12 protein-coding genes are annotated in these 13,347 nt (G+C 68.0%); 5 read left to right on the forward strand and 7 right to left on the reverse strand.

The window, feature by feature from the left end; genetic code table 11:
* Positions 1–332 precede the first annotated feature (332 nt).
* Positions 333–707: a hypothetical protein gene (locus tag FJM51_RS20600; RefSeq protein ID WP_140456014.1), complete on the forward strand. Its 375-nt coding sequence runs from the start codon at positions 333–335 to the stop codon at positions 705–707.
* Positions 708–836: 129 nt separating this feature from the next.
* Here FJM51_RS20600 and FJM51_RS20605 read toward each other — a convergent pair whose 3' ends face one another.
* From FJM51_RS20605 to FJM51_RS20635, 7 genes are all read right to left on the reverse strand, one after another.
* Positions 837–2,885 carry a 3'-5' exonuclease gene (locus FJM51_RS20605; protein ID WP_140456015.1) on the reverse strand — a complete coding sequence of 683 codons (2,049 nt, stop codon included), beginning with the start codon at positions 2,883–2,885 and terminating at the stop codon, positions 837–839.
* 112 nt (positions 2,886–2,997) lie between these two features.
* Positions 2,998–3,741: a hypothetical protein gene (locus tag FJM51_RS20610; RefSeq protein WP_140456016.1), complete on the reverse strand. Its 744-nt coding sequence runs from the start codon at positions 3,739–3,741 to the stop codon at positions 2,998–3,000.
* 161 nt (positions 3,742–3,902) lie between these two features.
* A complete protein-coding gene (locus FJM51_RS20615; protein WP_210240368.1) occupies positions 3,903–5,321 on the reverse strand; it encodes a hypothetical protein in 1,419 nt (472 codons plus the stop codon).
* 137 nt (positions 5,322–5,458) lie between these two features.
* Positions 5,459–6,397, reverse strand: a complete 939-nt coding sequence (locus FJM51_RS20620; RefSeq protein WP_140456017.1) for an HNH endonuclease — start codon at positions 6,395–6,397, stop codon at positions 5,459–5,461.
* 24 nt (positions 6,398–6,421) lie between these two features.
* A complete protein-coding gene (locus FJM51_RS23955) occupies positions 6,422–7,072 on the reverse strand; it encodes a hypothetical protein (protein WP_210240369.1) in 651 nt (216 codons plus the stop codon).
* Positions 7,069–7,989: a hypothetical protein gene (locus FJM51_RS20630; RefSeq protein ID WP_140456018.1), complete on the reverse strand. Its 921-nt coding sequence runs from the start codon at positions 7,987–7,989 to the stop codon at positions 7,069–7,071. The genes FJM51_RS23955 and FJM51_RS20630 overlap by 4 nt, the downstream gene beginning before the upstream one ends.
* A complete protein-coding gene (locus FJM51_RS20635) occupies positions 7,986–11,009 on the reverse strand; it encodes a BPTD_3080 family restriction endonuclease (protein ID WP_140456019.1) in 3,024 nt (1,007 codons plus the stop codon). Before FJM51_RS20635 ends, FJM51_RS20630 begins: the two co-directional genes overlap by 4 nt.
* Before the next feature lie 550 nt (positions 11,010–11,559).
* Here FJM51_RS20635 and FJM51_RS20640 point away from each other — a divergent pair.
* The 4 genes from FJM51_RS20640 to FJM51_RS20655 all read left to right on the forward strand — a co-directional run.
* Positions 11,560–11,775, forward strand: a complete 216-nt coding sequence (locus tag FJM51_RS20640) for a helix-turn-helix transcriptional regulator (RefSeq protein WP_140456020.1) — start codon at positions 11,560–11,562, stop codon at positions 11,773–11,775.
* Between the two features lie 102 nt (positions 11,776–11,877).
* Positions 11,878–12,624: a bifunctional DNA primase/polymerase gene (locus FJM51_RS20645; RefSeq protein WP_140456021.1), complete on the forward strand. Its 747-nt coding sequence runs from the start codon at positions 11,878–11,880 to the stop codon at positions 12,622–12,624.
* Between the two features lie 109 nt (positions 12,625–12,733).
* Positions 12,734–12,967 carry a hypothetical protein gene (locus tag FJM51_RS20650; RefSeq protein WP_140456022.1) on the forward strand — a complete coding sequence of 78 codons (234 nt, stop codon included), beginning with the start codon at positions 12,734–12,736 and terminating at the stop codon, positions 12,965–12,967.
* A gap of 83 nt (positions 12,968–13,050) precedes the next feature.
* The coding region (locus FJM51_RS20655; RefSeq protein ID WP_140456023.1) for a transposase at positions 13,051–13,347 on the forward strand (297 nt) is incomplete at its 3' end.

The following is a 13,347-nucleotide window of genomic DNA, read 5'->3' on the forward strand; positions in this document are numbered from 1 at the left end:
ATCGCGCGCGGGCGTGCCATGCTGACCTGCCCCTCCCCCTCCCCCCGGGGGGGGGGAGGGGTGCCGCCGGCTGCCCGGACGAGCGCGTACCTCCCCGGGGCCGAGATGATGCGAGGCAAAAAATGAAAACGTCCGGAGAAAGCGTCCCCGAGGCTCGCCCCTCCATTACCAAGGCGCCAGGCCCGGCCGGAGGGAGACGCGCGCGGAGGATTTTTTGCTGCGAGCACTGTGGACACCATTTCCGGGCCAAGCCCGTCCACGACGCGCGCGGGGTAAGTCCCCGGCGGTTTTGTTCCCGGCACTGCATGGGCGCGCCGCGCTCGGCCGAGGTCGTGGCGCGGGCCAGGGACGCCGGAGAGGCCGTCCAGGCCCGGCAGCGGGCGTCCGGGGCGCGGACCGCGCAACTGGGGGCGCTGGCCCGCCAGGCGCTCCTGACGCCGGCTCAGCGGGCGCGGCTCAGGGCCCATGTCCTCGGGCTCCTGCGCGCGCAGATCCCGCTGGCGCACCGCGTGGTGATGGGCGAGGTCCAGTGGACACCGACCCAGTCCCGGCTCTTCGCGGCGCTGCTCGACAAGTGCGTCCCCGAATTGCCCCCCAACTTCGGGGCCCGCGACCCGGAGCACGGGCACGGCGGCCGGCGCGCGGCATCTCGCCGAGGGGGCGGCACTCTGGCAACCGGTGGCGAGGCCAACGGCCCCGGAGCCTGAGGCTCGGCACCCTCTGCGCTCGATCGGCCGGGCCGACGAGGATGATCTGGCCGTTCAGGCCAGGGAAGGCCAGCGCCATGACCCAGGCGGCTCACCGGTCCCTGACCGCGCGGCCCTACGCGGGGCTGGTCAGGCGGGACCCTCGTCGAGCAGGTCCTCCAGGTATTCCGACACCGGCGTCACCCCCGACACCATCAGGCGCTCCCGGGCGCGGGTGCAGGCGACGTAGAGGAGGTGGCGCTCGGTCGCATAGACCTCCTCCAGCGCCCGCTCGTCGTTCGCCTCCAGGAGCCGCGCCTCGGAGGGGATGACGCCGGCGTCGCAGGCCATGACGGCGACCGCGCGGAACTCGAGGCCCTTCGCGAGATGCATCGGCGCGAGGGCGATCTGGCCCGAGGGGGGCGCCGCGCGGCCGACGAGCTTCTCGCCGGGCCGCCCGGCCAGCCGCGTGGCCTTCAGCGCCCGGTCGAGTTCGTCCGGCGAGCGGACGAGGACGCCGATCTCCTCCGGCGCGATGCCCGCGTCGATGGCCTCTCCGATCCAGCGTGCCACCGCCGAGGCCTCCTCCTCCGCGCTCTGGAAGACCCGGACGGAGGGCGCGGGGCCCTCGAAGACGGACTGGACCCCGGTCCGGTCCTCCTCGCCGCCGTCAAGCTCAAGGAGCCTGGCGGGGAGCAGGTGGTCGGACCGGCGGCGGATCTGGTGCGAGGTGCGATAGTTGACCTTCAGGCTGCGCGAGCGTCCCCGGATCTCGACGCCCTCGGCGGACCAGGCGAAAGCAGGGCGAAAGATGCGCTGGCCGATGTCGCCGGCGAAGAAGAGGCCATTGGCCTCCCGCGCGCAGGCCGCGTGCAGGAAGCGGAGCTCGGCGAGGCTCAGGTCCTGCGCCTCGTCCACGACGATGTGGTCGAAGGGCCGCGCCCCTGCCTCGACGAGCGCGCGGGCCGTGTCGTGCAGGGCGCCGGCGTAGGTCTTCAGGCCGCGCTCGGCGAGTAGGCCCCTAACCCGGTCGAAGATCGCCCAGAGCGCCTCGCGGCGGTCCCCGGTGAGGCGCGTCTTGCGGCCGTGGCGGGGGAGGTCACGGTAGATGGCCGGGTCCCGGATGTCGCGGGCGTCCACGACCAGGCGCCACTCGTCGCGCAGGAAGCCCGCGTCCACCGGCTGGCCGTCGGCGGCGCTCGCCAGGACCTCGTGGACCTCGGCCTCCGTCGCGATCCGGACCGGGCCGAGCAGGCGCTCGTGCTCGGTCAGCGCGACGGCGCGCAGGTCGCTCGCCGTGAGGTTCGGCGGCGCGCCGAGCAGCGCGAGCTTGCGGCGCAGGCCCTCGGCGAGGAGCGCGTTGTAGGTGGTGAGCAGCACGCGCGCCGAGGGATCGTCGCGGGCCAGCCGCACGGCCCGGTGCAGCGCCACCACGGTCTTGCCTGTGCCCGCGCTCCCCGTGACGCGCGCGGGCCCCGCGAAGTCGCGGGTGACGAACTCGCGCTGCGCGGGGTGGAGGAAGATCGTCCACCGCTCCCAGGGCGCGTCGAGCGCGCGGCGGAGCTCTTCCTCGTCCACCAGCGGGCGGAAGCGGCGCTGCGCGTCGGGGTGGGCGAAGGGGTCGGCGGGCGGCGCGGGCGTGGCGGGCTCGATGCCGACCGCGAGGTTCAGGAGCGCCTCCATGGCCTCGGCGGGCAGGTGGTCCGTGAGGTCGAAGAGCGTGTCCTCGGTCGCCGCCCGGACGTCGGCGAGCCAGTCCGGGGGCACGCCGCAGCGGAGCAGCGTCTCCTCGGGCGTCCGGGCGAAGAGCGCGGGCGGCGCGACGGCGGCGGGGGTGGACGGCGTGGCGTGCACGCGGATCTCCTCGACCCGCTCCCGGACCTCGACCAGCTGCGCGGCGCCGGTGGTGGGATGGACCTCGAGCCGTCGCCGCGCGGCCCAGTCATAGGCGTCGTCGTGATGGCCGACCCAGGCGAGCAGCGTGTCGGGGCCGCGCTTGTGCAGCACGATCCGGAGGTCGCGGGTGACGCGGGCGGTCCAGAAATCCCGGTCGCGCGAACGATCGACGCGGTGGAGCGAGAGGCCCGGGGCGCTGGGATCGACCTGGAGGTCGAAGGCGGCCTGTTTCGCCGCCGCCTGCTCCTGCGCGGTCAGCCGGGTCAGCGCGGCGGTGAAGGTGTCGGCGATGCGGAGGGTCATCGAGGGGAAGTCTTGCGAAGGGCACCATTGTCCGAGCCGTCCCAGTTACCTGGACCTTCGACCCGGCGTCCGGGCCGCTCCGGCCTTCTTGGTCGATGATCTACGGGGATGATCAATCGCCTTCTCCCTCATGATCGACTCTGCGGCCCTGGATCGTAAGTTGGGCCTTGCGGCGACTTGGTGCCCCCTCATTGTGTTGCGGAGTACGAGGGACCTCAATTGTCGGTTTCCGAGGCACCGCACCAGCCGCTTTCTTTAGGGCTGACATCGCGGCTGCCTTCCGTTTCCGCTCGGCCCTCTCCTTGACCTTGGCCCTCTTTCTCGCCGCCTCCCGAGATTGCCGTATGCGTTCAAGGATTTCCGCTCGTTCCGCAGAGCTGAAGGCGCTGAGGTCGACGTCCTGCAATCTCCTATCGCGTTTCGGCTCGCTTTTGGGTCCACCTGAGGACATCACCGGATCGGCTCGGATGATGGTTGAGCCGCCCAAGTAGCTTCCCACCTTCCGTGCCATTACTAAGCTCCTGAACGCGTTCATCACCTCGTCCCCGAGGTGGTCGATGACCCCTTGGCGGATGTCGTCACGGGTGGCCATCGCCGGCGTGATAGCGATCTCGGCGCCGCCATGCCCTTGGGCGTTGTCGGCCGAGGCGCCAAGGAGCGTGACGGCCTGCCCTGCCGTGCGAACCTCATCAAGTTCGCGTTTGAGTTTTTCGGATTCTCGTCGCCGTTTCTCTTTTGCTGATTTCAGTTCCTTACGCTTCCTTGCTGCCGCCAGCTTCCGGGCGTGTTTCGCGCGGCGCGATTCGAGAGATTTCTTATGGTTACGAGACCGATCTCTCAAATCGGCCTCGGACATCTCCTCCCTTTTTAGAAGCCCGGGCTCCGCCGCCGCGTGGAACTCACCCGCCGCAATCTCGAGCGCGCTAGGGATCCTTCGCTCTGCGCGCGAGAGCGAGCCCGAATTCGGATAGGTTCGGATAATAGTTGATCCGCCGTGGTAGCTGCCCCGTCCCATATCTACACCCCGAACACCTTCATCACCTCATCTCCGAGGTGGTTGATGACCTTCACCGCGATCCGGCCCGACCTCGGCCTCGGGAACGGGCGGGAGACCGTGGCCTTCAGGCTCTCCCAGGCCTCCTCGTCGATCTCGGCCTTCAGGGTCGTGCGGATCGCCTTGTAGGGGATGTCGGCGGCCGGGAAGTAGGCGTGGCGGACGAAGAAGCTTTCCTCGTTGTAGTCGGTGTCGATGAACCAGCAGGCGATCTCGTCCGCGTCCGAGGAATCCACCCGGCCGAGCGCGGGCTTGAAGATGTCGACGCCGCGCAGGCGGACGCGGAGCGTGGCGCCCTCCTGGACGATCTCGATGTCGGGCTCGCCGAAGATCGTGAAGAGGTTGCCGCCGCCGGCCTTGAGCTCGCCCGCCATGTGCAGGTCGGGGTTCATCCGGGCCTGGAGCACCGGGACACGGCCTAGCCTGTGGAACTCCGAGGCTTGGGCGTCGAAGTTGAAGGCGCAGGCGATCACCACGTCGAGCCCGGCCTCGGCGGCCTCGCGCGCGGCGGCGACGAGGTCGGCGCGCTGCACGGTGCCGTATTCGGGGCCGATGAAGATGCCCGCGCGCCGCTCCACCGGCGCCTCCGGGGCGCCCTCGGGGTAGCGGCCCTCGGCGCAGATCATCTCGCCGGGCCAGGGCTTCAACGAGGTGAACTCGATCCGGTCGCCCTTGTCCTTCTGGTGGACGCCGGCGCGGCGGAGGTTCTCGAGGATGGCCTCGACATAGCTCTCGGCCTCGGTCTCGCGCGCATGGGCGCCGCGCGCGGCGTCGAGCTCGTCGATCAGCTCGCCATCCGCGCCGACGGTGGCGGCGCGATGCGGCGACAGGCTCTCGACGGTGAAGGGGCCGGCGACGCGGATGCGGCCCCTCGCCTCGTAGGGCTTGTCGTAGAGGTACTCGAACTCGGCGCGGGCGGCGATCGAGGCGTCGATCTCCTTCTGGCGGGCGATGCGCGCCTCCCAGAAGCGGGCGTGAGCGGCGCGGGCTTCCTCGGGCCAGGGCGTCACCGGCCGCTGCGGCAGCGTCTCGAAGGTCCAGCCGGCCTTGCGCGCGGCGTTGAGCGCGGCCAGCGCCCGCTCCGCCTTCTGGCGCGTCGCGGGGGTGGCGTCGGCGCTCCAGAGGCGAGCCTCGGCGTGCCAGTCCCGCTGCGGCTTCGGCCAGGGCGTGCCGGGCTCGCGCGGGATCTCCCATTCCATGAAGCCGCCGCGCGGGGCGGGCTCGCCGGAGGGCAGCGTGGTCTCGCCCGTCGCGGTGAAGTCGATCGCCTGCCCGGCGCGGCCGCCGGTGGTGACCTCGAAGGGCTCCGTCTCACCGGCGAGGGCGGCGTTGAGATCGGCGCGGGCGGCCTCGACGGCGGGCTGGCGGGCCTCCCAGATCACGTCGATCTCGGCGTTGTTGGCGATGGACTTCAGCGTGATGTGGGGGACGCGCTCATAGACGAAGCCTTCGCGCTTACGGAGGCGGCGACAGGCTCGCGACGGTGAGGGGACCGGCGGAGCGGACGCGTTTGCGGCCATCAGGCACCGACAAATTTGTTGTTCTGGTGCCATTCCAAGCTATCGAGTGAAGGCCGTTCGCTAGCGGAGGCGGGAAGCCAGATCGCCTTGCCGTGAAGGCGCCGATATTCAGAGCCGTTATTAAAGCGTTCCTTGACTTGAGAGCTGACCACGAAGCGGCCATCGTTGTCGATCGTCGCAAATCCTTCATCAAAGACGCTGTGAATATCCTTACGAAGCATTATGCCGTTAGTAATGCTGTGTGACCCTCCCTCGCGATAGGGCCGGATGTGTGCGGCATCCAATGCAGGAAGTACACGAGTTTCCGAGATTGCGCATGAAAACTGATAGGTTCCAGCAACCTTTATTCGGAAAGCTCCCTGGCCCAGTCTTGGAATTACCGTAGTAGGAGCGCCAAATCTTGCCTGACGCTCCTCGAATCCTTCAAAATCGCGTCTATCCCGTTCGAAGATAACTGACGGGGCGGTGCGCGATTGAAGTTGCTCAAGCAAGCGGCCCCCCTCCCGCGAAAGTGGGCGGTATACTTTGCCTGTCACGATGTTCTGCGACCAATCCTCGGGAATCGGAAACCACTCATGCTCGTCGAAAAAGACCGGATTGACGAGCACTCGGCAGCCGATCAGAGAGTGCGCATCCGTGTCACGCTTGCGGTATCGGCCGATAGCCCGAACCATTGTTTCGAGGCTCTCGACACCGTTTCCCTGACCGAGGCTTTCCCACGCGAATTTGATCGGGACGTTTATGGCGCTGGAAAGAATGCCGTAGCCGCCAATGACATTACGCGGAGACTTCAGGCGGAATACGAACAGACCACCTTCGTCGATCGCCTTAAAAATTTGTTGGGAAGGCTTCCAAAAATTTACTTCTTGCCATGGTCTTCTCTCCCGGAGGAAATCAAACCAAGCGTTGTCTGTATTGGCGACGTAGAGATCGGGCATGATGCGGCTCGCGGTGTGGGCGCGCTATGTTGCCCGACATCTTCCGTCGATCAAGTGGATGCCGTCGCGCCAGGTGTCGCGGAAGGCCTTCACCTGCTCGGGCTCGCGGGTCAGGTGGTCGAGGTTGCCGTCCTTGACGTCGCGCGAGGTGGTCGACCACTGGAAGTTCGAGTTGAAGCGGATGCCGTAGGGCGGGTCGATGTAGATCGCCTGCACGCTCCCGCGCAGGCCCTCGCGCTCGGCGAGGGAGGCCATGACGGCGAGGCTGTCGCCGAGGATCATCCGGTTGGACCACTTGCGGGAGTGGCGATAGAACTCGACCTCGGCCTCGCGGTCCTCGTCCGCGAGCCCGAAATGGTCGAAGAGGTCGGGCCCCCCGCCCGCCTCGCCGCGCCTGCCGTCGCGGAGCGAGGCGCGCAGGTTCTCGATCAGCGCCTTCGGGTGGATCTGCTCCTGAAGGTAGACGGGCGGCGCCTGCACGACGAGGTCGGACCAGTCGGCGAGATCCTTGCCGCGCCAGACGAGCTGCGGGTCGAGATCCGGGTCGCGGCGTTCCCAGGCCGTGCGGATCGGCTCGCGCTCGGCCCTCGGCAGGACGGGCTCTAGCTCCGCCGAGGGGATGTTCGCGCGCCGCTCGGCATGGGTGATGGTCTCGACGGGGGTCTTGTCGGTCATGGGTCTGGGTTTCCGAAGAGCTCGGTGAGGGTGGCGAGGTAGAGCTTGGAGCGCTCTTCCATGAAGTCGATCATCTCGGGCCAGTTGGCCTCGTCGGTATAGGACCGAGCGATCTGGGAGACGTAGAGCCAGTTCAGGTCGGCGCGAGGGGCGGCCGGCACGCCGAGGCGCTCCTCCAGGGCGTCCCGGCAGGGTTCGAACCGGGCGACGATCTCGTCGAAGTTGCTCTTGGATGGGCCGCGCAGATAGACGCCGCAGTCCTTCCGGGTGATGAACAGACCGAGAATGGTGCCTTGGGGCGGTGACGGAAGCCACAGGTTCGAGTCCCTGATGACCTTGAGCCCGCGCCGCGCCGCCTCCGGATGTCGGTCCAGAAAAGCGGACCAGAAGGCCGCGTAGCGGTCATTCGCCGCGCTCGCCGTCGCCTCGACCTTCGCATGAACGTCCCGCTCCCAGCCGTTCGGCTTCTCGACGACCTCGAAGATCGGGGCGTAGGGGCTGTCGCCGATCCGCACCACCCGCAGCCGAAGCGCGAAGAAGGAGAAGCCGTCGGCCGTGTTCAGGTTCAGCCAGCGGATCGCGGAGAGATGCGGTTCCCGGAAGGAGGGCGCGATCCAGATCACCATCTTCGCCTCCAGGCCTGCGAGGTAGGTCATGATCTGGCCGAGGTGCGTATGGTCTGTCTGTTCGAGCTGGTTCTCGATCAGAACCACCCCGCCGTCCGGTGTCTGGCCGAGGATGTCGGCGTAGAAGCTGCCGACTGAGACCTCGGTCCCGGTGATCTCGAGCGGAATGCCGACGGCATCGGCGATATGCTCGATGTTCCGGGCGAGCCAGGGCGTGAAGGCGAGCGACTCGTGCGCCCAGGCCTCGCGAAGGGCCACGTCGCGCAGGCGGTCGAAGCTGACGTCGGTCATGCTGCGTTGTCCTTTGAACTCAAGCTGACGATGAGCCGCTCAAGTTCCTCGGCCATGGTAAAGGGATCACGAAGTTCGGCGAAGGCCCAGGCGCCGAAGCGACCGAGGCGATTGACGGCGGGGATCCATTTGTCGCGCATCGTCGCGGCCTTGATCGCCGCGTCATGTCCCCGGAAGCCCTTCACCTCCAGCACCAGCGTCGTGCCGTCGTCGAGGCGCACGAGGTAGTCCGGCAGGTAGCGCCTCGGCTCGCCCTCGTAGAGATAGGGGACCTCGAAGCCGAGGTTGTTGTTCTTGGCATAGGCCCGGACGCGCGGGTGGCTCTCGATGGCCTGTGCGAGCTGCATTTCCCATCCGCTATTGTCGAGCAGGATCCAGTTCACGTGGCTGCGGTCGGCGCGCGGGTCGTAGCGGTCGGTCTGGCTGGTCGTGAAGCCGACGTCGGCGGTCGAGCCCTCCGGGTTGTAGGGGTCGAGGACGGCGCGGATGATCTGCCCGCCCGAGGGGTTGGTGTTGATCGCGCCGGCGATGAGGTCGCAGACCTCGTCCGCGAGCTGCTTGTAGCAAAGCTGCGCCGGCACGGTGTCGCCCTTGCAGACCAGGAGGCCGCTGTCGAGCCACTGCCGCGTCACGGTGCGCGCCTGGCCGAAGAGGTGGAGCTTCGGGCGCTCGTTCGCGTCGCGCAATGTGTGGGAGATCAGGTGCGAGGCCAGCTTGAAGACGAGCTCCGAGGGGCGCATCGCCTTGAGGTAGTCGAGGCTGATCTGCTCCGGCATGCCGACGATGCCCTGCATCGTGACCTGGGTGGCGCCGACCTTGTGGGGGTCGAGGACGTAGGGTTCGAGCTTCGAGAAGTCGGCCTCCAGCCGCTCGTCCGGCAGTTCGACGCGGTAGCCCTCGACGCGGGGGAAGGTGATCTCGAGCGCGTCGCGGTCCGGGCGGACGGCGTGGACGTGGACCACCTCGCGCGGCGTCTTCACGGGGGCGCTGATCGCCTGGGCCGAGAAGTTCAACCCGTCGATCCCCATGATGTCGGCGTATTCGACGCCGAAGAGGCCCGTCTCGGGGTCGGGGTCGTAGGAGAGACGGCGCAGCGCGCGGCCGATGACCTGCTCGCAGATCAGCTTGGTGCCGAAGGCGCGCAGCCCGAAGATGTGGGTCACGGTATTGGCATCCCAGCCCTCGGTCAGCATCGAGACCGAGACGACGCAGCGGACGTGCTCGCCGAGCTTGCCCTTGCGGCCGACGGTGTTCATCACCTCGCGCAGGATGTCCTCGTCGGTGATCGCCTTGGCCGCCTCGGCGCCCTCGCGGTGCGCCTTCTCGCGGCGGAAGGCGTCGATCTCGGCGGCGTAGACGTCGCGGAAGGCCTTGTCGATCGCCTCGCCGCTGTCGATGCGCTGGCTGTCGATCAGCAGCGTGCGCGGCCGGGGCAGCCGGTGGCCGTCGTCGGTGAAGTTCCGGAAGAGCTCGAGGCGCCCCTGGTGGAAATCGAGCTCGCCCTCGGCCGTCTCGCGCTCGTAGCCCGAGATGTACTCGGCGACGAGCTCGGAGTTCGTGGTGTTGTTGCAGACGACGATGAAGACCGGCGGCACGCCGACCTCGGCGTGGTCCCATTCCTCGAAGGTCTTGACGTAATGGCCATAGAGCGCGTCGAGCGCCGTCTGGAGCTCGATCGGCAGCTTGGCCGGGTCCGGCTTCGTCTCGCCCCGGTTCTTCCTGGGCATGCGGCTCCGGATCGTGGGCCAGAGGTCGCGGTAGAGCGGGGTCTGGGCCGAGGGGAGGTTGTCGGCCACGGGCACGCGCGGCAGCTTCACGATGCCGCATTCGATCGCGTCCATCAGCGAGAAGTCGCTGACGACCCAGGGGAAGAGCGTCCCCTCGGTCCAGCCCGAGCCGCTGAGGAAGAACGGCGTGGCCGAGAGGTCGTAGACCGCGGCAAGGTCGAGGTGGCGCTTCACCGCCTCGATGCCCGAGATCCAGAGGCGCGCGGCCTCGGCGTTCTCCTCGGCCTCCTTGCGCTCGTCCCCGGTCAGCTTCGCGGCCTCGGCGTCCGGCCGCTCGCGGTAGCAGTGGTGCGCCTCGTCGTTGATCACCACCACGTTTTTGAGCGCCATCAGGTCGGGGATCACCCGCCGCAGCATCTGGCCCTCGGTCTCCAGTGTCTCGATCTTCGGCCCGTGGCCCGTCAGCGCGGCGCGGGTGCCGCTCGCCAGCGGCAGCTGCTCGCGGAGCTTGAAGGCGTGGTAGTTGGTGATCACCACCTTGGCCCGCCCGAGGTCGGGCAGCAGGTCCGAGGGGACCAGCCCCCGGTCGCGGTAATAGCTCTCGTCGCTCGGCAGCAGGACGCGCAGCCGGTCGCGGATCGTGATGCCGGGGGCGATGATGAGGAAGGCGCGCGAGAACGCCTTGCTGTTCGGGCTTCGGGCCGCGTTGATCGCCTGCCATGCGATCAGCATCGCCATGACGGTCGTCTTGCCGGCGCCCGTGGCGAGCTTCAGGGCCACGCGGAACAGGTCGGGGTTCGCCCCCGCGTTGGCGAGCTTCAGGTAATCGAGAAAGCGCCGGCCGCGCGCGCCCGATTTCGGCGCGACCTCGGCGAGCCAGATCGCGGCCTCGACCGCCTCGACCTGACAGAAGAACGGCCGGAACCTCTGGGTGGGGTCGCCCTGGAGCGCCCGCCAGTGCCGGAGCAGCGTCGCCGTTGCCGGCGTGACCTGCCACTGCTCGGGGTTCGGCAGCGCGCGCCAGCGCTCGATCTCCTGCCTCAACTCGTTGATGATGGGCGACGGGTTGTATTCCTGCCCTTCGGTGGACAGCCCGTGCCCGGTGTCGAGCACCATCTCGGTCTGGCGCCCCCGGCCGCCGCGCCGCTTCGGGGCGGGGATCGGCGAGACCAGTTCGGCCCTTCTGCGGCGATCAAGGATCGTGTCGGTCGGCCGACCATCCCCGTCGAGTTCCCAATGCGCCCGGGGAATTTCGTAGGGCGAGTTCAGTATCGGTCGTTCGAAAAACTGCATGTCTGGCCTGTTCGGGTCGTCGACTTGGCCCGAGACTGACAGGAAAACGCGGCTCGGCTCAACCTTTAGTTGCCGTTGTCGCGAACGGGCTGTGGGCTGGGCGGAGCCCGGCGCCGGTGAACGCCCCCTGGACCCGTCCGAGCAGGATCGCGGGCGCCCACGCGACCCGCCGCGCTGCCGCCGCCCTGGTCGAGACCGTGGGATCCCGATCGCCAGCGGGTCGGCCGGAGTGCGCCCGTCGGGTGAGGAACGCGACCTGGGCGACCGCCGCCGCCGCTGGATGCACCACGTCGCCCCTGCCGAGCTTGCCTAGCAGGTTCGTGCGCCGAGCTTGGTGAAGGACACCCCGCGCGGAGCCCCCGGCGTCGCGCGAGCTGCGCGGCCCACATGCGCCGGCGGCGACGCGCCGCAGGCTTTAAGACGCTGAAAAGGCTGACTCTATGGCATATCTCGCAAACCGGGCTGGGCGCGATATCGTGTTGGACGGGGACGACCGGCGATGATTCGGGCAATTAGTAGAGAGCTCCACGTTCAACCTGGAGTAGCCTGAATGACCTATCTCACTACCTCGCCCGCCGCGTCGGAGCGCTTGCTCCCCCTTCACGAGATCTTGGAGCGCACGTCGCTCAGCGCGGCGACCATCTACCGTTTGATCCCCTCCGGCGCGTTTCCGAGGCCCGTAAAGTGCGGCAACGCCTCGCGCTGGCCGGCTTCGGAGGTCGCAGCCTTCATCGAAGCGCGCAAGGCCGCCCGCGCCGCCGACTAGGCGCGCTGTCGGCGCCCCCCGTTCGTGCCTTCGCAGCCGGTGGCGCGCCGGAGGGAAGGCGCACATTCCCCCCCCCTCACCTCGAAGATTTCCAAGGACCCCATGACCGATCTTCGCACCCGTCCCGAAAAGTTCACCGCAAATGCTCTTGCTTTCGCCAAGTCGGGCATGCACGTCTTTCCTTGCTTCCGGACCAAGGAACCGATGACCCGTAACGGGCACAAGGACGCCACCACCAGCCCCGACACGATCGAGCAATGGGCAGCCACCCTCGATGACCCTCAGATCGGCGTAGCCTGCGCGGCGAGCGGCCTCGTGGTGGTCGACGTCGACGATGTCGAGGCATTCAGCAAGGTTCTTTCTGATCGTGGACGGACTTTTCCCCGAACGACCCAAGTGATCACGCCCAGCGGCGGGATATATTACTATTTTAGAGCTCGACCCGGTGCGAGGTACAAGGGAAAGCTCTGTGACGGCGTCGACATCAAAAATAACGGATACGTCCTAGCGCCGCCTTCCGTCGCTTGGTCGAGACGTGCGGGATGCGAAGGTACCTACCGGTGGGTTCCAAACAGCGGCATGCCGGCCGACGCGCCGGCCTGGCTCGAGAAGACCGACGCCCGCCCTAGCATGTCCACACCCTCGCCCGGATCCCGTCCCCCAGTGAACTTGGACCAACTCGAGGCTCTGGTGGGACACATCGATCCTGACGACGGAGGCTACGACCGATGGCTGAAGATCCTTATGAGCCTCCACGACGCCACCGGCGGCAGTCCTGGCGCCTTGGCTCTGGCGGAGCGCTGTGGTCCGCGCGAGGGGCGAAGTTCCGTCCGGGCGAGGTGCAAGTGAAATGGGCGGGGTTGGGACCGGGCGCTGGGAACGGCGCGGCCGTGATCGCTGCCATCGCGCGCGAAAATGGGGCGATCTCTCTGCGATCGGCAGAGGAGCCTTCGCCGAAGTGGAACGTCGAACGACCCCCTTCGACGTCGCGGCCTGGTTCGCCAGCCTTGACCTCTCGGGTATCGAGGCCCTCTCGACCGAGGAAGATTGGAAAGCGCTCAATCTGCGGGTCGACCAGCTGGGTTCTGTCGATGACGTGGACCTCGTGGGGAAGGTGTTAGGCCTTGTGCCGCAGGTCGCCTCCGTTGTCGCCTCTCGCGTCTCGGACCTCTCTTCGAAGATGCTCCGATGATCCTCAGCTCGGGCCACCTTAACCGCGAGGTATTGAACCGCGCCGGGTTGCCCGGAGGCTCCAACTCTTGAGAGAGTGGAGCCATGACGAAGAGAAGCCCACCCTATAGCCCCGAGGTGCGCGCCCGCGCCGTCCGGATGGTTCTGGACCATCAGGAGGAGCACGGCTCGCAGTGGGCCGCGATCCAGTCGATCGCGTCGAGGATCGGTTGTTCCGGTGAAACGCTGCGCGGCTGGGTGCGACAGACCGAGCGCGACGACGGTGCGCGCCCTGGCGTCACGAGCGCCGAGAAGGAGGAGCTTGCCCGGCTCCGCCGCGAGGTCCGTGAACTGCGCCAGGCGAACGAGATCCTGAAGAAGGCGTCGGCGTATTTTGCGATG

The sequence above is a fragment of the Amaricoccus solimangrovi genome (assembly GCF_006385685.1).
GTDB lineage: Bacteria > Pseudomonadota > Alphaproteobacteria > Rhodobacterales > Rhodobacteraceae > Amaricoccus > Amaricoccus solimangrovi.